We start from the raw sequence: 24,640 nt of genomic DNA on the forward strand, positions 1-24,640 counted from the left end.
AGCATCAGTCCCGGTGGAACCGTCGGAAGCGCCGTCACGGCATGCCTCGGAACGTCCTTCTCACGCGTTCGCCGGGCCGGTCTCGACGATGTCGGCGCCGAAGGCGGCCGCGAGCGCCTTCGCGATCAGGTCGGACAGCTCGCTCTGTCCGTCCTCCTCGGCCCAGCGCACCAGTGCCGTGTGCATGGCGGCCAGGCAGGCGCCGGCCGCCGACAGATCGCCGGCCAGCCTCGACGAGGAGGCGTGATTTACCCCCTGGCCCGCCGGGCAGGAATGCAACCATGCCCACACGCTCCACCATCCGCCTCGACAACGCCCTTCCACTCGCCCTGGAGGGCTGGGGCTGCTGATGAACGGTGGCATCGACGGCCTGGTCGAGCGGGCCGGCCGGGAGGAGCGATGTGGCGCGCGTCATGTAGCCGCCACGTCACAGGGATCGGGCCGCCGGCATCTCATGTTCGTCCAGCGCAACGCCACGGGAGAGGACGAAGTCATGGATGCCCGATTCGACATGTTCGGCAACGAGGTCGCGGTCAAGTTCGCCAAACGGTTCGCCAACGCCGGCCTGGTGATCCAGCAGTCGCCGCTGCCGAAGTCCACGCAGGAGTTGGTGGCGCTGCGCGTCAGCCAGATCAACGGCTGCGGCTGGTGCGTCGACATGCACACCAAGGAGGCCGCGGCCGCCGGTGAGACCTCGGTCCGACTCCACCTGGTCGCCACCTGGCGCGAGTCCACCGTGTTCACCGAGGCCGAGCGGGCCGCGCTGGCGCTCGCCGAGGAGGGCACCCGGCTCGCCGACGCCCACCACGGCGTGTCCGACGAGACGTGGGCCCGGGTACGCACGCACTACGACGACGACCAGATCGCCGCGCTGGTCGCCCTGGTCGCCCTGATCAACGCGGCGAACCGGCTCGCGGTCATCGTGCATCAACAGGGAGGTTCCTACCAGCCCGGCATGTTCGCCGCCGCGTTCAACTGATCGGCAGGTCGGCGTCCGGCCCGGCCCGGGATCAGGCGATCCGGGCCGGGCCACCCGTCCGCGAGGCGCGGGCCGAATCAGCCCGCATCGGGGCGCCGCCCGGCCGATGATGGCAGGACGGACGTCGCACGGTGAGCGGAGGACGATCGAGATGGTCGACCAGACACCCGGAACGGTCGTGCTCACCGGAGGGACCAGTGGGATCGGTGCAGCGGCGGCCCAGCGGATCGCCACAGCGGCCCGACGCCTGATCGTCCACGGACCGCAGCCACACTCGGCGGTGCTGCCGCTGCTGGACGAGCTTCGCAACGCCGGCCGGGCCGAGGTGGTCTACGCGCCGGCCGACTTCGACCGACTCGACGACGTCGTGGCCCTGGCCCGCCAGGTGGCGAACCTTACCGACCAGGTCGACGTGCTGATCAACAACGCGGGCCGTCCCGGTGCCGAGAGCCGCCAGCGCAGCGCGGACGGCTACGAGGCGACGCTGCAGACCAACTACCTGGCGGCCGTTCTGCTCACCGAACGCCTCCTGCCGCTCATCCCCGAGACGGGCCGGGTGGTGCACGTGTCGTCCGCGACCCACCTCTCCGCCCATCTCGACCTGGACGACCTGCAGTTCGAGCGCGGCTACCAGCCGGCTGCGGCGTACGCGCGCTCCAAGCTCGCGCTTGTCGCCCACGCCGTCAGGCAGTCCCGGCACTATCGGCCCGGGATCGTCAGCGTCCACCCGGGAGTCGTCGAGACCCGGCTGCTGCACGCGATGTTCGCGGTCCAGGGTGAGAACGCGGCCTACGGGGCTGCCAACGTCATCCACGCCGCCCAGGACCCGAGCGTGCCCAGCGGGGCCTACCTCGACGAGAAGCGGGTCGCCGAGCCGGCCGGACAGGTCCGGAAGGCGAGCTTCCGGGACCACCTCCACCAGCGCACCATGGCCCTGCTCGGCCCCTGGCTCGACGACTCGTCGGCTCGACCCGACCCCGCGTGAACTGACGCGTATTGCAACGGTGTCTATTCGTAAGGATCGGCCGGCACCGGCACCTCTCGCCACGACTCGACCTCGACATAGGGGATCTCCTCGTCGTTGATCGGGCTGCGCCCGCGCCGGTCGCTGCGACCGCCTGCGACGGTCCGGTCTGCTCCTCGCGCGGTGGGGCGACGTGCTCGGGCGCGGTCAACGCAGCCCCTTCCGCTGCTGGACGTTCATGCCGATCTTCGAAGGCGTGCGAGCAGGAGGGTCGGGTAGCTGGGGCGGTCCGCGGTACGGCTGCGGGCGCCGAGGCGTCCAGGTGTAGACGCTGGGGCCCGTCCCGAAAGATCGGAAACGAGCCCCAGCGTTGGATCAGTCGATCAGTTGACGGCACCGATGTGGACGGCGCCGCGGCCGACGACCGCGCCGTCGGCGGTGACGATGGCGAGTTCGCCGAACAGCTCTCGGCCGGCACCCGGAGTGGACTCGGCGGTCACCGTCCCGGTGAGGGTGGCGGTGGCGCCGTGTGGCAGGGCGAGCGCGGTGACCGGGGCGGTGAGCGCACCGAGCGACGGGGCCGAGAACGAGTCCCGGTAGTCGTACGCGGTGCTGGTGCCCGGCCCGTCGACGGCGTATCCGTCGACGACGACCCGGTAGCTGCCCGCCGGCGGGTTGGCGATGGTGACGGCTTCCTCGGAGTCACCGTCGGCCGCCTGGCCGACCTGGGTGTCGCCGCGGAACACCGTCAGGTCCAGGTCGGCACCGAGGTTGGCCGTGTTGCCGATCCGGGCCGTGAAACTCGTCGCGCCCGCGGGCACGTCGACCAGGTACTCCTGCTGCGCGCCTTCGGCGATGGTCGGCCGCTCGGTGTGCACGCTGGACAGGGCGCCGCCCTGACCGGTCACCGCGACCGGACCGTACGCGTTGGTCAGCGTCCAGTTCGCCGAGGTCGGCTGACCAGCGGTGACCGTCGGCAGGTCGATCACGGACGGTTCGACCGTGACACCCTGCACCCGCGTCTGAAGCTGGAACGGGTTGTTCAGCGACGGCGAGGTCCGCCGGGCCTCGACCTCGATCTCCCAGACCCCGGCGATCGGGTTCTGGTAGTCCCGCTCCTGCGGCTTGCAGGCCGCGGCGTCGGAGAAGTTGGTGTAGCAGGCGGTGCTCGCGGTGGGGTCCACCGGAACGCCGTACGGGTTGATGGCGATGAAGCGGGTCTGCGATCCGGTGGCGATGCCCGACAGGTTCACCTGCAGCGCGCCGGCACCCGCCGGCACGGTGACGAAGTACGAGACGAAACCGTTTCGCTGCACCGAGCCCTCAGCGGAGTACGAGAAGCTGGGCTTGGTGACGTCGTTGGACGCGACGACGACGGCGGAGACCTCGAAATCGATCACGGAGGTCTTCGGGTCGTCGACGGTCACGATGGTGCCGTGCGCACCGGTGGACCTGGGCTTGGCGGTGACCGCGATCGTGACGGTCTTGTTCAACGGCAGGGCGACGGACTTCGGCGCGGAGAAGGTCCCGTCGTTGCCGCGCAACGCCACCTTGTGGTTGACCGAGCCGGCCGGGCCGCTGGTCCGGGTGAGCTTGACCTGGTAGGTCCGGCTCTGGCCGACCTTCTGCCCGCCCTCAGCCGAAGCGCAGCGGTTGTAGACGCCAGCGCCCCGGTTGGGGTTCGGCACGAACCGGTTCAGCTCGCGGTCGTAGCGGGTCAGGTTCTCCGACAGCTCCGAGCAGACCGGGGCGTCGGAGGTGTACGAACGCGTCTCGACGTTCTTGGCGAGCAGCTTCCAGGCGCCCGGCACGTTGAGCATGCCGTAGCCCTGCGCGTAGGTCGCCACGTCCGCGATCGGCTTGGCCGAGGTGTAGATGGCCCGGCGCATTGCGGCCGGGGTGACACCCTTGTCGGTTGCCTTGGCGGCCGAGAGCAGCAGTGCGGCGGCACCGGTGGCCTGCGGAGAGGCCATCGACGTGCCGTTGAGCATCTGGTAGCCCGGCGGCAGCGGGTAGCCGGCCTCGGGGACCGGGTTGCCCGGCTGCCAGGTCGGCGCGGTGGAGATCGCCGATCCGGGGGCGGTGATGTTCGGCTTGAAGCCGCCGTCCTCGCGGGGGCCGCGGGAGGAGAAGTTGAACAGGGCGTTGTCCTTGCGGACCACCGAGCCGTAGTTGGCCAGCCAGGTGTCCTTGCTGATGTTCGCCGCGACGCTGACCACGTTCTCGGCGACGGACGGGTCGCCGACGGTGTTCAGGCCGGGGCCGGAGTTGCCGGCGGAGATGAACATCTGCACGCCGTACGTGCTGATCAGGTTGTTGTACAGCTGGGCGCGGGCGTTGGAGCCGTCGTTGAGCGTCGGCAGGCCGCCGATGGACATGTTGACCACGTCCACGTGGCGGTTGATGACCAGGTCGGCCATGCCGGTCGTCAGCGCTGCGGCCGTGCAGCCGCCGCCCCACGAGCAGGCGCGGGCGGAGACGATCTTGGCGCCGGGGGCGGCGCCGTCGAACGCGGTGTTGCCGAGCATGTCGTTCGCGGCGGTGATGCCGGCGACGTGCGTGCCGTGGGTGGCCTCGATGATGCCGATGTTGACGTAGTCGGACGTGCCCGGGATGTTCAGCGGGCTGGTGTCGACGTCCTCGCGGTACTCGACCACGAACGGCATCTGATCGCGTACGGCCGTGGCGGGGTTGTCGGTGCCGAAGTGCCCGACGTCGAACTTCTCCCGGTAGGGCCGCATCAGGGCCTCGTCGGTGAAGTCGTTGTCCTGGTCGACGTCGACCCAGATGTCGTGGGTCTGCGGGTCGTACAGGATGCCCCACACGTCGGTGGTGTCGCCGTCGCGGTTGACGTCGCCAGCCGGGTCGCTGGCCGCGGTGATGGACTCGCGGAAGACGTTGAAGCGGTAGGCGCCGGCCGGCGCGGTCCAGGTGGCGCCGGCGGCGGTGAACGACGGTCCGCTGACCTCGGTGTTCATCCGCCGCCAGGTGCCGTCGTTCTCGGTGACCGGGTCAGTCGCGGTGACCCAGTCGACGATCTTCCGCTCGCCGGTGGTGGTCTTCTGCAGGGCCGGCTGGTCCAGGTCGACGCCGGAGTCCATGATGCCGATGGTGACCCCGCGGCCGTCCCACGTGGGGTGGGCCGCCTTGAACGCCACCGCCCCGGTCTCGTTGGTCGGCATGTACGGGTTGGTCGCGCCGGTGCCCGCGCCGGGGCCCGCGAGCGTGGCCGCCTGCTTCACCGACTTCGCGCCGGACGGTGCCACGTCGGGGGTCGGGTCCGGCAGCTGGATGGTCTCGTCGAGGTCGACCGCGGAGACGCCGGGCAGTGCGGCGGCCTTGAGCACCTTCGCGGTGGGCACGGTGGCCAGGACGTACCCGATCTGGTCGAAGCGTCGGTTGACAGTTCCACCCAGGGCCTTGACCCCGTTGGCGACGGCGTTGGTGTCGTCCTTCTCGGTGGCCACGATCAGTGTCACCGTCGGCGCGTGCTTCGCCTCGGCCACGGCCAGGAGCTTGGCGTCGTGCGAGCCCAACGCCTCGGCGGGGGTCGCCTGCCCGGTGTCGGGTGTGGACGGGGCGGCGCTCGCGGTCGCGGCACCACCCGTCACGGTCGCGGCGCTGGCCGCCAGGACCGACGCGAAGAGCAGGGCCGAGGTACGCCTGCTCAGGTTGCGGGGTTCACTCACGTTCTCTTTCCTCCAGAGAACAGGGCCCTGTGGGTGCAGGGCGCTCGTGAGCGAATCCTTGGCGGTTTTGGTAGTCGATGTCGATAGATGCCGTGACGTTGTAATCTCTCCGTGACGTCACGCGCAGTCAAGCGCTGGGGCGGGGCCGGCGCCGGCCTGGCCCGCCCCAGCTGACCGGGGCGCCGAGGTCTGTCCGAAATGGCACGGCCACGGTTGAGGTCGTTCAACGCATAATGGTCCGACTGACAGCGCGTCGGGCGTCGGAACTGGCCGGTCGACGGCGGCCGACATCACGGAGGGTGGCGGCCACGGTGAATCAGGCAATGCCGAATGTGACCCGGAACACCCGACAGCGCGGCGAGGTGCTGGCGCTGCTGCGGGAGGTCGAGGGTTTCCATACGGCGCAGCAACTGCACCAGATGCTGCTCGCCCGCAACGCGCGGGTCGGCCTGACGACCGTGTACCGGACGCTGCAACTGCTGGTCGACGCCGGTGACATCGACTCGACCCGGCTGCCGGGGGGCGAGCAGCTGTACCGCCGGTGCAGCCAGAGCAAGCATCACCACCACCTGGTCTGCCGCAACTGCGGTCGCACGGTCGAGGTCGCCGGGCCGGCCGTGGAGCGGTGGGCCGACCAGGTCGCCGCGCAGCACGGCTTCACCGACGTCGGTCACACCCTGGAGATCTTCGGCACCTGCGCCGCCTGCGCGGTCTGACCAGCACTCTGCCGACCGCCGCGGCGGATGCCGCCCGTCGGCGCCCGACTGCGTCGGCGCCGCACGCACCCGCCGCGATGTGTCTGTCCTGACGCACGCCCGTCGACATCGTCTCGCCATGTCCAATGCGCGCCGGGCGGCCGCCGCGGCGGCGGTGGAAGGCGGGTGGAGATCAGCCGCAGCGCCCGCCGGTGTCCAGGTGGGACCCGCGACGACGTGCGCCGTGGGGGAGTGGTCCGGGGTGCCGGCAACCGTGAGCCCCCCGGCGGCAACTCGACCTAACGGCTGATATAAAAATGAAAACCGTTACCGTTAAGGTTGCCGTGTTGAGAAGGAGTCGAATGTCCAGACGCTGTGACGTGACCGGGGCGAAGCCGAGCTTCGGCAACGCCGTGTCCCACTCGCACCGGCGGACCCGCCGCCGGTGGAATCCGAACCTGCAGAACCACCGCTACTGGATGCCGTCCGAGCGACGCTGGGTCACCCTCACCCTCACCGCGAAGGCGCTGAAGACGGTGGACCGCAAGGGCATCGAGAAGGTCGTCGCCGAGCTGCGTGGCCGGGGGGTGCGGATCTGATGGCCCGCCAGACCGACGTACGTCCGATCATCCGCCTGCGCAGCAGCGCGGGCACCGGCTACACCTATGTGACCCGCAAGAACCGCCGCAACGATCCCGACCGGCTGGTGCTGCGCAAGTACGACCCGATCGTGCGCCGGCACGTCGAGTTCCGCGAGGCGCGCTGATGGCTCGCACCAGCCTGGGCAACCGACAGGCCCGCCGAGCGGTGCTCGTCGCCCGACACGCCGAGCGTCGGGCGGAGCTCAAGCGGATCATCGCCCACCCGGCGACGGACCCGACGGCGCGCGACGAAGCGGTGCGCCGGTTGGCCCGGCTGCCGAGGGGCTCCAGCCCGGTGCGGCTGCGCTCTCGTGACCAGGTCGACGGCCGGCCCCGCGGCGTGCTGAGCCGGTTCGGGTTGTCGCGGGTGCGGTTCCGTGAGATGGCGCTGCGCGGTGAGCTGCCGGGCATCCGCAAGGCGTCCTGGTGAGCCGAGCTCCCTCGGCGGTCGGCACCGCACCGCGCCGGCGCCGGGAACGAGGCGCTCGTGCTCCGCCGGGCGTCGACCGAAGTGCACACCGCGACCGCTTCAGTCGTCACCGACCAAAGTTTGGGCGTCCAGAACCGAACTATCGACGGCCATCTCAGAAGCGGGTTAGTCTCCCGGCCAACAGCCGGACCGGTAGGAGGCACACCATGTCGCGTCGAACTGGGAAACCCTCCTATCTGGCCCAGCCGCCACCCGGACAGCGGCGCTACAAGACTCAGCTGTTGGCCGGCGTCGCCGTCGCGGTGCTCATCTCGGGCCTCATCGGAGGGCTGATCGGATTTTCGGCCGGACAACCAACTCCGACCGAGGCGAGCATCGCGGAGATACATGAAGCCGAGGCCCGACGCGACGTCCAGCAGATCATCGAACTGACCGGGATGGCGCGGCGGACCGGAGACCAGATCTCGCCGATCATCCTGGCGATCAAGCAGGCTGCGGAAGCTGGAGGCATGCCCGAGGCCTCCCGGGTCCGCCAGTGGCAGCAGACCATGCGCCAGCAACTTGACCAGTTCGCCGACCCTCCGTCGGGCACGACCGCGACCAACGTCGCACGCGGGGGCCTGCGGGGTGCCGTCGAGCAGGCCGCCGTCGCGGTCGACACGGTTGCGCTCGCCGCGACCGCGCCCGTTCCCGGACGCAAGGACCACCTGCTGCTGGCGGCCCGTCAGGCCACCCTCGCCACGACCACGTGGTCGGTGGCCGCGGCGCAGCTCGACCAGATCAACATCGATGCCGGGCAGGGGCACCAACATGTGTACCTCGACACCGGCCAGGCGGATGGCGCCTTCACGCCGGACGGGGAGGCAGAGGGCGCCGGGGGCTGACAGCCGGCGACGGCGGTGGCCCGGGCGGCAACGGCGTACCCACGGCGGCACGGGGGGCGGCCGCCGGCACCCGCGATTGAGCGGGCGACCGGCAGTCCGGTGCGGGGGTGGGGGATGCTGGGTCCGTGCAGATCACGATCCTCGGCCCGCTCGCCGTCGACGGCCGGCCGGTCCGGGGTGAGCGGCTCGCGGCGGTGCTCCGCACGCTCGTCGACGCGCGTGGCCGGGCGGTCTCCACCACGCTGCTGATGGACGCGGTGTGGGGCGGCACGCCGCCCGACGACGCGCCCGGCGCCGTCCAGGCGCTCGTGTCCCGGGTGCGCCGACTCGGGCTACCGGTGGTCGCGGTGCCGGGGGGATACCGCCTGCCCGCGGAGGACATCAGCGTCGACGCGATCGAGGCGCGGGCGCTGGTGGAGCGGGGGCGTGCCCTGCTCCGCACCAGCGACGTGCTGGCCGCCCGCGACTCGGCCGAGCGGGCCCGCGCCCTGTTCCCGGAAGTTCCGGAACTGCTCACCGCCGAGGACGCCCGGCTGTTCGCGGATGTCGCCGCGCTGCGCGCGGAGGCGGCGCTCGCCGGTGCGGGCCCGTTCGACGAGGCCGACCTGCGCCGGCTCGTCGCGCGTACGCCCCCGGACGAGCCGTCGGCCGCCCTGCTCGTTCGGGTGCTCGCCGCTCAAGGTCGGGACGCCGAGGCGCTGGAGGTGGTCGAGCGGCTTCGCGCCGAACTGGCCGACCGGTACGGCACCGACCCGTCGCCCGTGATCACGCAGGTCCACCTGGCGCTGCTGCGCGGCGAGCTCACCACCCCGGCCGTCGTGGCGCCGCCCAGGCAGCCGGCGCGGATCGCCCTGCCCGCCGCGTGGCGTCGGCCGGTGACCGCCCTCGTCGGCCGGGAGCGGGACGTGCAGACCGTGGGCGAGGCGTTCACCGAGACGGCCCTGGTGACGATCGTGGCGACCGGCGGCGCGGGCAAGACCCGGCTCGCCGCCGAGGTGGCGCGCCGCGCGGCCGCGGCCGGTCAGGCCGTACGTGTGATCGAACTCGCTGGCCTACGCTCACCCGACGAGGTGCTGCCCACGGTGCTCGCGGCGCTCGGCGGCGCGGACACCTCGGCGACCGGCGGCAACCTGGGCCTCGAACGGCGGGTGCTCAGCCCCGAGGAACGGTTACGCGCCGTGGCACCGGACCTCGACGGGCTGATCGTGCTGGACAACTGCGAGCATGTTCTCGACGCGGTGGCCACCGTTGTCGCGGACCTGGTCGCGGTGACCTCGCCGGAGGTCGCGGTGCTCGCGACGAGTCGGGCCCCGCTGAGCCTGGCCGGCGAGCTGGTCCACCGGCTGACCGCGCTGCCGGACGCCGACGCGCTCGGGCTGCTCGAGTCGCGGGCGCGGGCCGGCGGCGCGGTGCCGACCTGGGACACCGCGCGGGCGCTCGCACTGTGCCACCGACTCGACAACCTGCCGCTGGCGCTCGAGCTGGCCGCCGCGCGACTGCGGCACATGCCGATCGACGACGTGCTCGCCGGGCTGGTCGACCGGTTCGCGCTGCTCGACGACGCCCTGCGCGGCCTGCCGGACCGGCACGCGAGTCTGTGGGCGATGGTCGACTGGAGCCGGGAGTTGCTCGCGCCCGACGACCGCGAGCTGCTCCAGCGGGTGGCCGTCATCCCCGCGCCGTTCACCGCGGACCTCGCCGCCGCGGTCGCGGGGACCCCGGACGTACGCCGTGGCCTGGCGACGCTCGTCGAGCAGTCCCTGCTGGCCCTGGTCGAGGGGGAGGGCCCGCCCCGCTACCGGATGCTCGAGACCGTCCGCGAGTACGGCGAGGCCCGCCTCGACGCGGCCGGCGACCGGGACGTGGCCATGGCCGGCCTGGTCGGGTGGGCGCGGGAGCAGGCCGTCGCGCTCGCCGACCGGTTCGTCGGCGCCGGTCAGATCGAGGCGCTCGCCCGCTGCGCCGCCGAGCAGGACAACCTCATCGCGGGTCTGCGCTGGGCGCTGGGACAGGACGACGAGCCGGCCGCGATCGACGTCGCCACGGCGCTGCTCTACCTCTGGACGGTGCGCGGCCTGCACCTCGAGGTTCTCGGGTGGGCGCGGGGTCTGCTGCACGTGGAGAACCCGGACCGACGGCGACGCTCCGCGATCCTGTACGGCCGGTCCACCGGCCGGCCGCTGCCCGATGCCGACCGGATCGCCCGGACGTGCCTGTTGATCGGCGTCAACGCCGGCATCAGCGGCGAACTCCGGCTCGCCGTGCTCGCCCGCCGGGCGCTGCGGATGGTCCTCGCCGAACGGCCGGCCGAGGTGTCGCCCCGGCAGACCGCGCTCGCGTCGGCGTTGCCCGGGTTCGACACCTCCGATCCGGAGGAGAGCATGAAGGGTGCCGCCGAGCTGATCGCGGACCCGGACCCGTACGTGCAGGGGCTCGGCTTGTTCGCCCGCGCCGCGATCCGGGAGAACGGTGGCATGCCCGAGGCGTCGGTGGACGACGCCGAGCAGGCGTACCGCCGTTTCGAGGTGGCCGGTGACCACTGGGGCATGGCGATGGCGGCGGGGGCCGTCGGGCAGTTCCTGGTCCCGCGCGACGACCACCGGTCGACCGACTGGCTGGCCCGCAGCATCCGGCACATGGAACTGGTCGGCGCCACGCAGGACGCCAGGTCGATCTGGGTGCGGCTGGACATGCAGCTCGCCCTGGCCGGTGACCGGGAGGCCGAGCGGCGGCTGGTCGAGACGGCGACCCCGGGCGAGGCCGAGGAGCTGGACAGCGCCCAGGCGCGCCTCGGGCTGGCCCACCTCGCCTGGCAGCGTGGGCGGTACGACGAGACCCTCGCCCACGCCGAGGGAGTGAAGCGGATCCTTGCCGCGTGGACCGGGGCGCCGCCGCAGCCGCGCGTCATACTCCGGGTCGCGGTGGCGGTCCTGCACCTGCGGATGGCCCAGGTGCGGCCGGTCTCCGGAGTTGACGCCGACGTCGACGCCGCCGCGTTGCTGACCCTCGCCCGGGACGAGGCGCTCTCCTCGAAGGACCTGCCGGTGATCGGTGCGTGGGCCCAGGGCGGCGCCGAACTCGCGGCGCACCGGGGTGACGTCGAGGCCGTGCGCGAGCTGTTCGCGCTCGGGACGCGCATCGGCACCCACGTCGGGACGTTCTTCCCACCCGGCGACGCCGAACGGCTCAGCGCCGCCCTCGGCAACGAGGAGCAGCGTGAGCCGTTGCTGGCCGCGTGGCGCGGGCGGCCGGTCGCCAACGCCGTCGCCCGCATCCGCGAGCTGATGGACGACCTGCTCGCCTAGGTCAGATCTTCTTGCGGTACGCGCGCAGCGCCAGCGGCATGAACACCACCACGAAGCCGGCGCACCAGGCGAGCGTCCACCACACGTGCGAGCCGAGCGGTGTGCCGAGGAACAGCCCGCGCGCCGCCGCCACCAGGTGGGTCATCGGGTTGACGTCCACGAAGGCCTGCATCCAGCCGGGCAGGGTGTCGGCGCTGACGAACACGTTCGACGCGAAGCTCAGCGGCATGATCAGCGCGAACATCAGGCCCTGCACGGCGCCCGGGGTGCGCACCTTCATCGACACGAAGACCGGCAGCCAGCTCAGGCAGAGCGCGAACAGCACCGCGAGCAGGCAGCCGGCGATCGCCCGGAGCGGGTCGGTGTCGATCCGGAACCCGAGCAGGTAGCCGATCGCGAGGGTGGAGACCGTGACGATCACGTACCGGACGACGTCGCCCAGGACCGCGCCGACCAGTGGTGCGGAGCGGGGGATCGGCAGCGACCGGAACCGGTCGAAGATGCCCTTGGCGATGTCGGTGTTGAGGTTGACGCCGATCGCGATGGCGCCGGTGGCGATGGTCTGCGCCAGGATGCCGGGCAACAGGAACTGCAGGTAGTCGTGGGTCGATCCGGCGACCGCGCCGCCGAAGATGTACACGAAGATGACGAGGAACAGCACCGGCTGCAGTGTGACGTCGATCAGCGCCTCGGGCGTACGCCAGGTCTTGATGAGGCTGCGTTTGGCGAGCGCCAGCGAGTGCCGGACCAGCCGGAAGGGTCGTGGATTCGGGGCGGCCGTCGAGAGCGCGGGGCTCGCCGTGGGTGGTGCGCCGACCAGGGTGCTCATGCCGCGACCTCCGTGCGGTTGGTGGTGTCGTCCTCGGATGCCGTACGCCCGGTGAGGGTGAAGAACACCTCGTCGAGGCTCGGCAGGTGCAGGGAGAGTTCGGTGACCGTGATGCCGGCGGCGGCGAACCGCGAGACGCTCTCGGTCAGCGCCGCGTCGTCGGTGACCGGTACCGCGAGCACGCCCTTGCGGATCTCGTCGGCCTGCGCGCCGGAGCTGACCTCGGACAGGATCGCCGCGGTCCGGGACAGCTGCGCGGGGTCGGACGGCCGGACCTCGAGCGTCTGGCCGCCGACGACCCGTTTGAGCCCCTCGGGTGTGTCGTGCGCGATGACCCGGCCGTGGTCGATCACCGTGATCGCGTCCGCGAGCGCGTCGGCCTCCTCCAGGTACTGCGTGGTGAGCAGGACGGTCGACCCGTTCGTGACCAGCGACCGGACGACGTCCCACATGTCTTCGCGCTTGGCCGGGTCGAGCCCGGTCGTCGGCTCGTCCAGGAAGATCACATCCGGCGAGCCGACCAGGCTGGCGGCCAGGTCCAACCGGCGCCGCATGCCGCCGGAGTAGGTCTTGGCCTGCCGGTCGGCGGCGTCGGCCAGGTCGAACCAGTCGAGCAGTTCGGCGGCCCGTCGTCGGGAGCCGACGCGCCCCAGCTCCAGGAGGGTGCCGAACAGTTCCAGGTTCTGCCGCCCGGTCAGGTCCTCGTCGACGGAGGCGTACTGACCGGTGAGGCCGATGCTCTGCCGGACCCGCTCGGCTTCGCGGACGACGTCGAAGCCGCTGATCCGGGCGGTGCCGCCGTCCGGGCTCAGCAGCGTGGAGAGGATGCGCACGGCGGTGGTCTTACCGGCGCCGTTGGGGCCGAGCACCCCGAGTACCGTCCCTCGGGGCACGGCGAGGTCCACGCCCTGTAGCGCCCTCGTCTTCCCGAAGTTCTTGACGAGGCCCTCGGCCTCGATCACCAGGTCAGCTGTCATGCCTCAGAGCGTGCGCCGGTCGCCTGACATCGCCCCGACACGCCACCGACACCTGCACCGACACGCCCTGACGACGGCGGAATCGGCGGCTCGGGCGCCCATGACTCCGCCACGCCCGGCGCCGGGCGCGAGTCCTGGACGGGGTGGCCGGCCCGACGGGCCTGGCCGTAGCATGGGGCGGGTAAATAGATGAATAGCGATCTTCGGGGGGATCGGTGGCCGACCAGCAGATCCAGCGTGTGTTCGCACCACCGCCTCGCGGGTCGGAGCCGGAGGGCGCAGACCCGGCACCGCCACTGAATCCCGCGCGGATCACCGGCGTGGCCTCCGGCTTCATGACCGCCAAGGCGCTCTTCGTCGCCGCCGAGGTCGGCCTCTTCGCCGCCGTACCCCCCGGGGGAGCGACCGCGTCGAGCATCGCCGAACGCTGCGGAATCCCGGCGCGCAGCGCCCGTGCGCTCGCCGACCTGCTCGTCGCCACCGGCCTGCTCGAACACGACGGCGAGTGCTACCGCAACGCCGCCGACACCGAGGCGTTCCTCGCCGGCCGAGGGCCACTCGACATGCGACCCATGCTGACCTACTGGGACACGGTCAGCTATTCGGCCTGGGCCCGGGCTTCCACCGTGTTCCGCACCCGGCAGGGCGTCCGGGGCGACCTCACCGAAGCGCAGGTCCAGGCGTACGAGTCGTCGGTGGCCCTGGTGACCGCGGAGACTGCCGTCGACCTGGCCGAGGCGTACGACTTCGGCCCGCACCGCCGGGTGCTCGACATCGGTGGCGGCATCGGCACCTTCGTCAAGCCGATCCTGGGCGCTCATCCACAACTCACCGCGACCCTGCTCGACCTGCCCGAAGTGGTGACCGTCGCCCGAGAGCAGCTCGCCGCCGACGCCTTCGCCGACCGGCTCGACCTGGTCGGCGCGGACGTCTTCGTCGACGCCCTGCCCGCCGGGCACGACGTGCTGATCGTGGCCAACTTCCTGCACCTGTTCTCCCCGGAGCGCAACACCGAGTTGCTGACCCGGCTGCGGGATGCGGTCGCACCGGAGGGCCGGCTGCTGCTGGTCGACTGGTGGCGCGACCCGTCGGCGCCCCATCCGGCGACCCGCCTCGGCGGCGGAGAGTTCCTCATGATCAGTGGCGGCGACACCTACGAGGCGGGCGAGGCGGCACAGTGGCTCGACGCGACCGGTTGGCGGCAGGTGGCCCACCTGCCGCTGGCCGCGCCGGCCGGGCTCATCGTCGCCGAGCCGGCCGGGGCGCGGACGTAGGACACCCATCGGCGGCCGAGCGGCATCAGCCGGGGTGGCGCCTGCCCGTGGCGTTGTCCGCCCGCACATAGGATATGACCGATGGCGAGCGACAACTCCGCGCCTCGGCGCGGACACCCCCTGCTCGGTTGGGCTGAGGTCGACCCAGCGCGCCACCCGTTCGACCCTGCGGGGGTGCCGGCCGTCGTGCGAGCCGTGGCGCCTCCAGTGCCACCCGCCGTGCCACTGCCTGTGCAGCCTGCCACGTGGTTCGGTGGCCCGCCGCGCGCGAGGAGACGTTCCAGTGGAACCTGGCGATCACCGAAGCCCTTGTCGGCCACTACGCTCGTTGCTGAAGGCGCGCCGTCACTTTCTCACGCCGCGCCCGGACCGGGTTGCCGGCGTCCGCGAGCCCGACTGCGTCGGGTCGGGCCTCAGGAGAAGTGCGTCTTCGGCCGGGGGAGTGCCTCCCCGTCCACGATCAGGTCGACCTTCTCGTTGTAGAAGGCGACCAGCCCGGCGATCGGCAGCAGCGCACCGGTGGGGAATTCGTACGACCAGGCCAGGTCGGGGTGGACCGTGCCGGCGACGCGCACCGACCAGTAGCGGCTGGTCCGGCCCTTGTACGGGCAGGCGCTCCTCGTCTCCGACGGCACGAGGTGCCCGAAGTTCACCTCGGTCCGGTTGAGGTAGTAGCGGGTGGGCAGGCCCGTCTCGAAGACCAGCACCGGCGACGCCGACTCGGCCAGCACGACCCCGTCGAGTTCCACCCGTACGCGGCGGGTGGAGCGCAGCGCGTCCACCCGGGCGTACGGGTTGCGGGGGTGCACGAAGACCTCTTCGTCCTCTTCGAACCAGCTGTCCATGGCGGCCCACTCGAACCGGACGGTGTCCGCCAGGCCGGGCAGCGCGTCTTTCCCGTAGTGCCGCGCGGACGAGGGACGGGACGCCTCGCCGACCCGCAGCCCGTGCACCCGTCCGGTCCCGCAGCGGATCTGCTCGGTGCGATGCTCGTCGACCAACAGGTCACGGTTCACGTCGGCGAGCGGGATGTAGTACTGGGGGTAGTACGGCCATTCCCACACGTACTGCGCCCGCCTGGTGTCCAGCACCAGCTCACCGGCCAGGTATGCGCGGATCCGACGGGGCACCGGCTCCACACGGTCGTCCGGGCCGATCGCCTTCGGATAGTCCGGCACGTTGTCCTCCAGTTCGCCGCGGCCCCGGTCTGGGGTACTGGCTCAACGATCAGGAGGGCCCGGGTGTCTCGGCGGGGCGGCCGGCGCGTTGTGGAAGCTGCCGACGTCTCGTCGTCGAGGATCGGACGGCCGTACCTCGGTCCCCGTGTCCGGAGCCGCCGCGACGGCTCCGGACACCGGTGCGGTCAGACCTGGTTCGCGCCGCCGTCGACGAAGATCTCGCCGCCGGTCATGAAGCTGCTCTGGTCGGACGCGAGGAACAGCGCGGCGTTGGCGATCTCCTCCGGCTGGCCCATCCGCCCCATCGGCACAGTGGCGGCGAGCATCTGCAGCAGACCGGCGGCCTCCTCCGGGCTGGCGGCCAGCCCGGCGATACCCGGAGTCTCGGTCGGGCCCGGGATGAGGGTGTTCACCCGGATCCCGCGGCCGGTCAGCTCGGCGGCCCAGGTACGACCGAACGAGCGGATGGCGGCCTTGGAGGCGGCGTAGACACCGAATGCCGGGGTGCCCTTCGTTGCCGCGGTCGAGCCGGACAGGATCACCGAAGCGCCGTCGTTCAGCACCGGCAGGGCCTTCTGGACGGTGAACGCGGTGCCTCGCACGTTGCTGTCGAAGATGTCCGTGTAGTGCTTGACGGTGATGCTGCCCAGGGGTGCGAATTCGCCGCCGCCGGCGTTGGCGAACAGCACGTCCAGACCCGCGCCGCGGGCGGTGATCGCGTCGACGACGCGGTCGAGGTCGTCGAGGTTGCTCACGTCACCGCGGATTCCGGTGACACCGAGGCCGATGGCCGCGATGGCCTCGTCCAGCTGCTGCTGGCGGCGCCCGGTGATGAAGACGTGCGCGCCTTCGGCCGCGAAGCGGCGGGCCGCGGCCAGGCCGATGCCGGTGGTGCCACCGGTGACGAGGGCGGTCTTGCCGTTGAGCTGTGCCATGTGTGGTGCTCCTTCAGGATCCGTGCTGCGGGATGGGTTGGTACGTCACTGATCCGGTGTTCGGCACGCGGGTCAGCGGGGTTGGTCAGTGCGCGGTGCGAGGAGTGAAGCGGGGCAGCAGCGTGGCGAGCTCCCGCCACTGCCGCCGCGGCAGGTCGGCGCCGTCGTCGGCGTCGGGCCGCAGGACGTGCAGGGTGACGTGGTCGGCGCCCGCGTCCAGGTGGGCCTGGATCCGCTCGGCGACGTCGTCGAGGTCTCCCCAGGCGACCAAAGCGTCGATGAGCCGGTCACTGCCGCCCGGAATCAGGTCCTCCTCGCCGAAACCCAGGCGGGCCAGGTTGGATCGGTAGGCCGGGAATCCGATGAACATCCCGACACCGGCCCGGGCGGCCGCTCTCGCCCGGGTGGGGTCGCGGTCCAGGACCACCGCCAGGTGCGGAGCTATCAGCGGGGCTTCGCCCACCCGCGCCCGCTGCACCGCCGAGTACTCGGGAGTCACCAGGAACGGGTGCCAGCCGGACGTCCGTGCGGTGGCGAGATCGGCCATCTTCGGCCCCAGCGCGCCGAGGAGACGCCGGTTGGCCGGAATCGGACGGGGTGCGGCGTCGAGGCCATCGAGAAAACGGCTCATCGACACGGTTGGCCTGCCGTAGACCTGGCCGGCGTTGGCAGCGGAATGGGCGTTGCTGACCCCGAGGCCCAGGAGGGCGCGGGGTCCGTACGCGGCGTCCAGCGCGGACCAGCGGTCGCCCAACCTGTCCGGGTCCTGATCCCACATCGACAGCACACCGAGGGCGACGGTGGCGCGTGGCGCGGCGATCAGCAGGTGCTGGACGTCGTCCAACGCGCCCCGGCCGTCCAGGCCGGGGATCCAGAGCGCGGGAAAGCCGAGCTGGTCCAGCTCGGCGGCGGCCTCGCGGACCTCGGGCCGGGCTGCTCCGCGCAGTTCCATGCTCCAGATCCCGACCGTGCCGAGGCTGCGTTTCACGTTGTCCATCTCGACCCCCTTCGTGGTTCTGTACCGCTCAGTACAAAACAACGTAGCAGGGTCCTCCGCCCATCCCCAAACTTCTGTACCGATCGGTTGGAGCGGCGGTATCGTTGGTGCCAGGAGGGGGTGCACGACGTGACGCAAACCGGACGACCGCGCGGATTCGACACCGAACAGGCCCTGGACCGGGCGATGGAGGTGTTCTGGCGGCACGGCTACGAGGGCGCCTCGCTGACCGACCTCACCGCGGCCATGGGTATCAACAAGCCCAGCCTCTACGCCGCCTACGGCAACAAGGAGGGCCTGTTTCGCAAGGTGGTCGCCCGGTACGCGGACGTCGAGATGGCCTACGCGCGCGACGCGCTGGATCAGCCGACGGCCCACGAGGTGGCGGCGGTCCTGCTACGGGAGAACGTGGTGGCACTGACCCGGCCTGACCGTCCCGCGGGATGCCTCTCCGTTCAGGGCGGCACCGCCTGCGGCACCGAGAACGCGGCCATCTCCGAGTTCCTGGCGGCCAGCCGGCTGGCCGGTGAACAGGCCCTGGCCGCCCGATTCGCCCGCGCCGTCGACGAGGGCGATCTCCCGCCGGACGTCGACGCCGCCGCGTTGGCCCGCTTCCTCAGCGTCGTCACCGAAGGCCACGCCGTCCACGCGGCGGCCGGCGCGCAGCGCAGCCAACTGGAGCAGTCGGCCGAGATAGCCCTGCACGCCTTCACCGCCGCGGCATACCGAGCCCCTGCCGCCCGCATCCGGTAGAAGCTCGGGCCGCCTCCGGTCCGGTTGACACCTCCAGCTGCCGCGCTGGACGAGCGTGCGCTGTCAGCGCAGCATCGCCCGGGTCATCCGCCGGGTGGCGATGAGCAGTGCGATCGAACCGAAGGCGACGAGATAGACCACCGGGATCAGCAGGTCCCAGCCGAGGTGTCCCAGCGCCGGCTCGCGTACCAGCTCGATGCTGTGATAGAGCGGCAGGGCCCGGACCAGCGGCTGTACCGCCTCCGGGTAGACCGACAGCGGGTAGAACGTGGTCGCGAACAGGAACATCGGCAGCATGAAGAGCTGGATGTACTGGAAGTCGGGGAAGTCGCGCAGGTAGGTCGTGACAGCCAGTCCGCCGGCGGCGAACGCGTACGCGACCAGCACCGACGCCGGTAGCGCGAGCAGCACCCAGGCCGAGGTGATCAGCCCACCGATCGCCATGACGGCCAGGAATCCGATCGACGTCAGCAACGCGTTGATCATCGCGCTGGTGACCTCACCGACCGCGATGTCGGTGACGGACAGCGGCGTCGGCAGGATCGCCTCGTAGGTCTTCTCCACCTTCATCCGGACGAAGACGCCGAAGCTGGTCTGGTTGAACGCCGTGTTCATCGCGGTCGTGGCCAGGATCGCCGGGGCCACGTAGACGGCGTAGGGGACATCGACCCCGGGCACCGTGCCCACCAGCAACCCGACGCCGACACCGATCGACAGCAGGTACAGGATCGGTTCGACGAGCGCGTTGAGCAGCGGCGTGACCGACCGGCGATAGATCATGAAGTTGCGTTCGATAAGCGCCAGGGACCGGCGCACCGCCCACCCGGGCGCGGTGACGGTGGTCATCGGTGACTCCGCGGCGCGCTGGACGTCGGCCGTCATCCGTGCAACCTCCGGCGGTAGGTGATCCGAGCGACCAGGAACCCGCCGATGGCCAGGACCAGCAGGTAGGCGATGTGGACCGAGCTGCCGGTGATCGTCGCAGTGCCGAGGCTGAGGGTCCGACACAGCTCCACTCCATGCCACAGCGGCAACACGTAGGACAGCGGCCGGATCCACTCCGGCAGTTGCGAGACCGCGAAGAAGGTGCCGGAGAACATGTAGAGCGGCATGATGACGAAGCGGAACACCGTGTCGACGTGACGCAGCTTGCGCACGCCGACCGCCCACGCGGCGGCGGGCGCCGCGAACGCGACCCCCGTCAGCGTCGCCCCGAGCAGGGCCCCGAGAACCCACCAGCCCCTGATCAGTCCGAATGCGGCCATGACCGCGATGAACGCACCGCTGGCGGTGAGCACCCGGAACGCGATGAAGAGCAGGTGCCCGGCGGCGAGCTGCTCCGGTTCGAGCGGTGTCGGGGTGGCCCCTCGGTAGGCCCCGAAGGTCGCGGCTCGGGCGACTCCGGCGGACCCCTCCAGAAAAGCGCTCTGCATCGCGGCCGCGGCCAGCATGCCCGGCGCGAAGAAGGCCGCATAGGAGACGCCGGCGATCTGCGCCGGAGCGTTGTCGTCGACGAGAGCACCCAGGCCCGCGCCGATGCCGATGAGGAACAGCAACGGGTTCAGCACACTGATCACGATCGAGCCACGCCAGGTGCGCCGATAGAGCATGATCCAGTATCCGAATGCGCGAAGCACCAGTGGTCTCCTGCTACTCGATGAGCGATCGGCCGGTGAGCCGGAGGAACACGTCCTCCAAGGTCGAGCGGCGGACCAGCGCGGTGAGCGGGGTGATCGACATGGCGTGCACCGCGGCCAGGGCCGCCTCCCCGTCGGCGGCGTAGACCAGCACCCGGTCGGGGAGCAGCTCGACGCGTCCGTCGGTGTCGCTGCCGCCGGTGGCCAGCGCCGACGTGCGGAGCTTCTCCGCCGCGGTGTCCCGCTCGTCGAGGTGGAAACGGAGTTCGAGAACCTCCCTGGTGGCGTACCGGGCGATCAGCTCGCGAGGGGAGCCCTGCGCGACGATCCGGCCGTGGTCGACGACGATGAGCCGATCGCAGAGCTGCTCGGCCTCGTCCATGTAGTGCGTGGTGAGAACGAGCGTGACGCCCTCCTGCTTGAGCCGGAAGAGCCGGTCCCACAGGACGTGCCGGGCCTGCGGGTCGAGGCCGGTTGTCGGCTCGTCGAGCAGCAGGATGTCGGGTTCGTTGATCAGGGAACGGGCGATGGTCAGCCGCCGGCGCATGCCGCCGGAGAGCGTCTCGACCTGGTCGCCTGACCGCTCCTGCAGGTGAGCGAAGTCCAGCAGCCGGGTCGCGCGCTCGCGAATGACGGCGCGCGGCAGGCTGAAGTATCGCCCGTAGATGTGCAGGTTCTCCCGCACGGTGAGTTCGTTGTCGAGGCAGTCGTCCTGCGCCACGACGCCCAGTCGGGCGCGGATCTGCGGGCCCTGCCTCATCGGGTCCATGCCCAGCACCCGCAGACTGCCACCACTGATCGGCGACGTCGCGGCGATCATGCGCATGGTGGTGGACTTGCCGGCGCCGTTGGGCCCGAGAAGTCCGAAGGCCTCGCCCCGCTGGAGTTCGAAGTCGATGCCGTCGACGGCGCGGAACTCCGCAGTGGAGCCCCGCGATGGATAGATCTTGGTTAGGTTCCTCGCCTCGACCAGGGGGAGTTCGGTCACGCGAGCAGCCTACGGAAAATCAATGAGCCCTTGCAAGTTCTTAACAAGAGCTTGCAATTTTTGAACCGCCATCCTTGGGTTTTCGCGGACCCGGGGCCGGAGCCGGTCGGGTCAGGACGGCCGGCCGCCGAACATCCAGTTGTGCACCTCGATGTCGGGGTACCGGTCCGGGGTCAGGACCGCGCGTGCCTCGTCCGGATCCGACGCCCGGACCAACGCCGCCGTACCCAGCCAGCTGTCGCCGTCGTCGGACAGCAACGGTCCGTACGCGATCAGCCCGTCGCGGTCCGACGGCATGGCCAGGTCGGCGGCCTGCCCCGTGCCGAGACCGAGCACCAGGTACCGGTTGCCGCCGGTCCGACCCGCGGGGAAGTCCCACATCGTGCGCCCCAGCCTGTTACGCCACCGGCGCAGCAGCACGTCCCGGTACGCGCCGGCCTGGTAGTTGGGCTCGTCGAAGGCGAACGCCCGGGCGGCGGCGGGATCAGGCAGGTCGACGATGTGCACACTGCCGGTGGGCGTGCCGTCGTCGGCGAGGGTCGGGCCACGGGCGATCATCTCCGCCGCGAAGCGGTCCATGTAGGACCAGTGCTCTTCCCGCAGCTCGTCACGGAGTGCCGCGGAGCCGTGCCGGTCGCGGTGGTAGCAGAAGAACTCCATGCCCCAGTCTTGACTCCCGTGCCGGAAAGCCGCGCAGGTGGGTGGCGTTCGTCATCGCTCGGCGCGTGGCAGGCGGCCGTCGAGCGGCCGGCGGAGGACGTCCAGCTCAACGGCCCGACCGAAGACCGGGCCGTGCTGGTGGGGCGGTGGCAGGTGACGAGCGGCGCTCGGAGTCGTTCAGCCGAGTACCGACTCGCCACCGGGGTAGGCGAACGACGCGCGCGGTGAGTAGAAGCCCCACGTGACGTCCAGCGGTTCGGCCGGGCGCAGCGCGTACACCGGGTGATCGGGCTCGAGGAACTCCAGCGACTCGACCTCGAAGGGGTCGACCGGCTCGGCCACGAAGGGATAGTTGCCGCTGAGCAGCTCGCCGTCCAGGTGGGTCAGGTAGCGCAGCTGTCCCCGGTTCACGGCGTCGCCGGTACGACCGACACGGGCCGTCGTCCTGATCACGGGTACGCCGTCGGACTCGGTGGTGGCGACCAGCCGGTTGCCCCTCAGCTCGATGGTGGTGGTTCCCACCGTGGCGGGTACGCCTCGTGTGGCGGCGTAGGCGCGGACGGCGGGACTCGAGTTGAAGTAGTGCGTCCACCAGCGGCCCGGGGTCACCCCGTCCGGAGCGTCCACCCCGGACAGATCGGGCCCGAGATACGTCAGCGAGTAGGCGCCGAAGCCGGAGGTCTGCGTCGCGTCGTCGACGACGTACTGGTTCATGAAGACCTGGCGGTTCGGGGCCGGAGTGAGTCCCTCGGGAACGAGGGCGGACACGGCCTCGGGGTCGGCCGGAGTCCAGCCGAAGTAGAGCATCCTGCTGTTCACGACGAGTTGCGCGGCGACGAGTTCGGTCACGAGGGGGCCCTTCCGCGTGGCGGCGATCTGTAGCCGCGACGTTACGGAGCGGCTCCGCTGGGGGACAACGACGGATTGCCGACACCCGGCCGCCGGACCGCCGGCGGGCTTGCGGGCCGCGCCTAGGCAGCGGGAGGAAGCGTGTCAGGGGCCCGCGCTCGTTCGACGTCGAGCGGACTCTCAGGGAGCGTCATGGCCCAGCTACCGAATCAGCCGGCCTCCACCATGGACGTTCGGCCGGTCGTCATCGCCAACCTTGCCCAGCTTCCCGGGGCGACAATGGACGACGAGTTCGGGCTGATGCACTCGGACGGCTGGTTCCACAACGCGATGCACGCCGCCGGCTGGGCGCACTGAGGATCTGACCGCTCCGACCCACGCTCCGGCCCGGCGGAATCCGCCGGGCCGGAGCCTGTCGTGGCTCAGGCGTTGGCACCCGGCACCGTCGGCCGGCACGGCCCCGAGAACCACGTGCGCCACGCCCGGGCGGCCGTCAGCCGCCGACCAGGTCGAACCGTTCCCAGGGCCCGATCGCGGTCCGGTTGGCGACCAGCGGCGCGGCCCCGGCGTTCTCCGCCGCCACGTACCGGTCGTTCACCGCGGCGCGCAGGCTCACGCTGCCGTCGCCGTTGCGTACCAGGTGGAACGTCTCCCACAGCCCCACCGCCGCCCGGTTGGCGACCAGCGGAGCCGCTCCGGCGTTCTCCGCGGCCACGTAGCGACCGTTGCCGCGGGCGCGCAGCGCCACCGTGCCGCCGCCGAGATCGGCGAGGTCGAACTGCTCGGTCGGGCCGACCGCCGGCTGGCTGGCGACCAGCGGGGCGGTGCCGGCGGCGCTGACGTACCGGCCGTTGGCGTGCGACCGCAGGCTCACCGGCCGGTCCGGGTTCGGCGCCGGGTCGACGGAGGGATCGAACCGGTTGACCCAGTACCGGGTGCGGTCCAGGTAGGCGGTCTCGGCGGCGGCGCCGGTCCGGCCGTACGCGCCCGAGTAGGTCAGGTAGCCGTGCCCTGCCGGCGGGTTCGCGCTCGCCGGCTCGATCGTCGAGCCCTCGTGCCACTCGTTGAACGAGGTGATGGAGACCCAGGTGGGCGGGCCGCCGTGCGACGGGCTCAACGCGTTGGACCACTGCTGGTCGTACATCGCTCCGTTGGCCCGGTCGACGGTGGGAGTGGTGTTGCCCGGCACCGCCCGGTCGTCGAGATAGCCGGGGGCCACCGAGGGGGCCCAGACCAGGCCGTTGGCCCAGCAGAAGGCGCTGGCGGACGCCCAGCCGGGCGCGGTCGCCCCGGCGATCCCGTCGTAGGTGTACATCCCGCCGAAGTGGGCGACCTTGGTGGTGTCGGTGGTCTGGGCCAGCACGATGCTGGTGTCGCGGACCTGCGCCAGCGGCGACCAGTCGGCGATCCGCAGGCTCTCGAAGACGTAGAACGGGGCCCGGTTGCCGTGCGCCGCGTCCCGGTGGAACGCCGGGTGGCTGCCGTAGCGGTTGTGCAGGTAGTTGATGTCGGCCACGGTCGAGGCGGCGGTTCGGCCCGCGTACGGCTCCAGGTGCCAGGCGACCCGCAGGCCGTACGCGGCCGCGGCGTCGAGCACGGTCGGGGTCAGGTTGTCCTCGTAGGAGCCCTGGCCCCACCAGCTGTGGACGAGCACGCCGACACCGGCGTCGCGGATCCACGCCATGTGCCGACGCACGGCGGCCGGGTCACCGGAGTCGTACGCGCCGAGCGTCGGGTAGAAGTTCGCGCCGATGTCCTGCGGCGGGGTGTGGCCGCCCTGCGGCCAGTGCCGGTAGCTGCCGGCGACGCTGGGGTTGCCGTACCAGGAGTAGTAGAAGATGTGCACGTTGCTGGCGGTCGCGGCCAGCGGCGCCACCGGTGCGTCACCCGCTTCGCGGCCCAGGTCGTGGTGGGATTCGACGGCCTGACGCACGACGCCTCCGTGATCGGGCTTGAGGTCGGCCTGTTGCTGGCTG

23 protein-coding genes and 1 pseudogene are annotated in these 24,640 nt (G+C 71.4%); 11 read left to right on the forward strand and 13 right to left on the reverse strand.

The features are described from left to right. Positions 1 to 60 precede the first annotated feature (60 nt). Positions 61 to 186 carry a hypothetical protein gene (locus AB0C04_RS27915; RefSeq protein WP_357060079.1) on the reverse strand — a complete coding sequence of 42 codons (126 nt, stop codon included), beginning with the start codon at positions 184 to 186 and terminating at the stop codon, positions 61 to 63. Positions 187 to 493: 307 nt separating this feature from the next. On the opposite strand from AB0C04_RS27915, the gene AB0C04_RS27920 reads away from it, so the two are divergent. After that, complete coding sequence (locus AB0C04_RS27920) at positions 494 to 979, forward strand: carboxymuconolactone decarboxylase family protein (RefSeq protein ID WP_357060083.1); 486 nt, start codon at positions 494 to 496, stop codon at positions 977 to 979. 151 nt (positions 980 to 1,130) lie between these two features. Beyond that, positions 1,131 to 1,964, forward strand: a complete 834-nt coding sequence (locus tag AB0C04_RS27925) for an SDR family NAD(P)-dependent oxidoreductase (RefSeq protein WP_357060086.1) — start codon at positions 1,131 to 1,133, stop codon at positions 1,962 to 1,964. A gap of 362 nt (positions 1,965 to 2,326) precedes the next feature. On the opposite strand, the gene AB0C04_RS27930 is transcribed toward AB0C04_RS27925, so the two are convergent. Next, positions 2,327 to 5,632 carry a S8 family serine peptidase gene (locus tag AB0C04_RS27930; protein WP_357060088.1) on the reverse strand — a complete coding sequence of 1,102 codons (3,306 nt, stop codon included), beginning with the start codon at positions 5,630 to 5,632 and terminating at the stop codon, positions 2,327 to 2,329. Positions 5,633 to 5,955: 323 nt separating this feature from the next. Between AB0C04_RS27930 and AB0C04_RS27935 the strand changes: the two genes are divergently transcribed. The 6 genes from AB0C04_RS27935 (at position 5,956) to AB0C04_RS27960 (ending at position 11,587) form a co-directional block, all read left to right on the forward strand. Then, positions 5,956 to 6,348 carry a transcriptional repressor gene (locus AB0C04_RS27935; RefSeq protein WP_357060091.1) on the forward strand — a complete coding sequence of 131 codons (393 nt, stop codon included), beginning with the start codon at positions 5,956 to 5,958 and terminating at the stop codon, positions 6,346 to 6,348. Between the two features lie 341 nt (positions 6,349 to 6,689). Further along, positions 6,690 to 6,926: a 50S ribosomal protein L28 gene (rpmB, locus tag AB0C04_RS27940; RefSeq protein WP_357060093.1), complete on the forward strand. Its 237-nt coding sequence runs from the start codon at positions 6,690 to 6,692 to the stop codon at positions 6,924 to 6,926. After that, positions 6,926 to 7,093 (forward strand): 50S ribosomal protein L33, encoded by a 168-nt coding sequence (rpmG, locus tag AB0C04_RS27945; protein WP_357060096.1) that lies wholly within the window; start codon positions 6,926 to 6,928, stop codon positions 7,091 to 7,093. Before rpmB ends, rpmG begins: the two co-directional genes overlap by 1 nt. Next, positions 7,093 to 7,398, forward strand: coding sequence for a 30S ribosomal protein S14 (gene rpsN / locus AB0C04_RS27950; protein WP_357060099.1), 306 nt, complete (start codon positions 7,093 to 7,095; stop codon positions 7,396 to 7,398). The genes rpmG and rpsN overlap by 1 nt, the downstream gene beginning before the upstream one ends. Positions 7,399 to 7,604: 206 nt before the next feature. Next, the gene (locus tag AB0C04_RS27955; RefSeq protein WP_357060101.1) at positions 7,605 to 8,282 is read left to right on the forward strand and encodes a hypothetical protein; all 678 of its coding nucleotides are present in this window, start codon (positions 7,605 to 7,607) and stop codon (positions 8,280 to 8,282) included. Positions 8,283 to 8,407: 125 nt separating this feature from the next. Further along, positions 8,408 to 11,587 (forward strand): BTAD domain-containing putative transcriptional regulator, encoded by a 3,180-nt coding sequence (locus AB0C04_RS27960; protein ID WP_357060104.1) that lies wholly within the window; start codon positions 8,408 to 8,410, stop codon positions 11,585 to 11,587. Position 11,588: 1 nt separating this feature from the next. On the opposite strand, the gene AB0C04_RS27965 is transcribed toward AB0C04_RS27960, so the two are convergent. Then, positions 11,589 to 12,416, reverse strand: a complete 828-nt coding sequence (locus tag AB0C04_RS27965; protein WP_357060107.1) for an ABC transporter permease — start codon at positions 12,414 to 12,416, stop codon at positions 11,589 to 11,591. Continuing rightward, the gene (locus AB0C04_RS27970; RefSeq protein WP_357060110.1) at positions 12,413 to 13,393 is read right to left on the reverse strand and encodes an ATP-binding cassette domain-containing protein; all 981 of its coding nucleotides are present in this window, start codon (positions 13,391 to 13,393) and stop codon (positions 12,413 to 12,415) included. Before AB0C04_RS27970 ends, AB0C04_RS27965 begins: the two co-directional genes overlap by 4 nt. Positions 13,394 to 13,713: 320 nt before the next feature. Here AB0C04_RS27970 and AB0C04_RS27975 point away from each other — a divergent pair, with 320 nt between their 5' ends. Next, a complete protein-coding gene (locus AB0C04_RS27975) occupies positions 13,714 to 14,667 on the forward strand; it encodes a methyltransferase (protein WP_357060113.1) in 954 nt (317 codons plus the stop codon). Between the two features lie 413 nt (positions 14,668 to 15,080). On the opposite strand, the gene AB0C04_RS27980 is transcribed toward AB0C04_RS27975, so the two are convergent. The 3 genes from AB0C04_RS27980 to AB0C04_RS27990 all read right to left on the reverse strand — a co-directional run bounded on the left by AB0C04_RS27980 (position 15,081) and on the right by AB0C04_RS27990 (position 17,777). Beyond that, the gene (locus AB0C04_RS27980) at positions 15,081 to 15,845 is read right to left on the reverse strand and encodes a DUF427 domain-containing protein (protein ID WP_357060116.1); all 765 of its coding nucleotides are present in this window, start codon (positions 15,843 to 15,845) and stop codon (positions 15,081 to 15,083) included. A gap of 185 nt (positions 15,846 to 16,030) precedes the next feature. Further along, the gene (locus tag AB0C04_RS27985; RefSeq protein ID WP_357060119.1) at positions 16,031 to 16,780 is read right to left on the reverse strand and encodes an SDR family oxidoreductase; all 750 of its coding nucleotides are present in this window, start codon (positions 16,778 to 16,780) and stop codon (positions 16,031 to 16,033) included. A gap of 85 nt (positions 16,781 to 16,865) precedes the next feature. Continuing rightward, positions 16,866 to 17,777, reverse strand: coding sequence for a TIGR03620 family F420-dependent LLM class oxidoreductase (locus AB0C04_RS27990; RefSeq protein ID WP_357060122.1), 912 nt, complete (start codon positions 17,775 to 17,777; stop codon positions 16,866 to 16,868). A 129-nt stretch (positions 17,778 to 17,906) separates the two neighbouring features. On the opposite strand from AB0C04_RS27990, the gene AB0C04_RS27995 reads away from it, so the two are divergent. Then, a complete protein-coding gene (locus tag AB0C04_RS27995; RefSeq protein ID WP_357060125.1) occupies positions 17,907 to 18,530 on the forward strand; it encodes a TetR/AcrR family transcriptional regulator in 624 nt (207 codons plus the stop codon). Between the two features lie 63 nt (positions 18,531 to 18,593). Here AB0C04_RS27995 and AB0C04_RS28000 read toward each other — a convergent pair whose 3' ends face one another. The 5 genes from AB0C04_RS28000 to AB0C04_RS28020 all read right to left on the reverse strand — a co-directional run bounded on the left by AB0C04_RS28000 (position 18,594) and on the right by AB0C04_RS28020 (position 22,664). Then, positions 18,594 to 19,412, reverse strand: coding sequence for an ABC transporter permease (locus AB0C04_RS28000; protein ID WP_357060129.1), 819 nt, complete (start codon positions 19,410 to 19,412; stop codon positions 18,594 to 18,596). After that, positions 19,409 to 20,167 carry an ABC transporter permease gene (locus AB0C04_RS28005; protein ID WP_357060132.1) on the reverse strand — a complete coding sequence of 253 codons (759 nt, stop codon included), beginning with the start codon at positions 20,165 to 20,167 and terminating at the stop codon, positions 19,409 to 19,411. The genes AB0C04_RS28000 and AB0C04_RS28005 overlap by 4 nt, the downstream gene beginning before the upstream one ends. Before the next feature lie 13 nt (positions 20,168 to 20,180). Beyond that, a complete protein-coding gene (locus AB0C04_RS28010) occupies positions 20,181 to 21,140 on the reverse strand; it encodes an ABC transporter ATP-binding protein (protein WP_357060175.1) in 960 nt (319 codons plus the stop codon). A 126-nt stretch (positions 21,141 to 21,266) separates the two neighbouring features. After that, positions 21,267 to 21,815: a YciI family protein gene (locus tag AB0C04_RS28015; RefSeq protein ID WP_357060135.1), complete on the reverse strand. Its 549-nt coding sequence runs from the start codon at positions 21,813 to 21,815 to the stop codon at positions 21,267 to 21,269. 177 nt (positions 21,816 to 21,992) lie between these two features. Then, positions 21,993 to 22,664, reverse strand: a complete 672-nt coding sequence (locus tag AB0C04_RS28020; RefSeq protein ID WP_357060138.1) for a hypothetical protein — start codon at positions 22,662 to 22,664, stop codon at positions 21,993 to 21,995. 192 nt (positions 22,665 to 22,856) lie between these two features. Here AB0C04_RS28020 and AB0C04_RS28025 point away from each other — a divergent pair, with 192 nt between their 5' ends. Further along, a complete protein-coding gene (locus AB0C04_RS28025; protein WP_357060141.1) occupies positions 22,857 to 23,021 on the forward strand; it encodes a hypothetical protein in 165 nt (54 codons plus the stop codon). A gap of 136 nt (positions 23,022 to 23,157) precedes the next feature. Here AB0C04_RS28025 and AB0C04_RS28030 read toward each other — a convergent pair. After that, positions 23,158 to 24,640, reverse strand: a pseudogene (locus AB0C04_RS28030) (hypothetical protein); the annotation flags it as partial.

This window comes from Micromonospora sp. NPDC048909 (assembly GCF_040649635.1).
In the GTDB taxonomy this organism is placed as follows: domain Bacteria; phylum Actinomycetota; class Actinomycetes; order Mycobacteriales; family Micromonosporaceae; genus Micromonospora.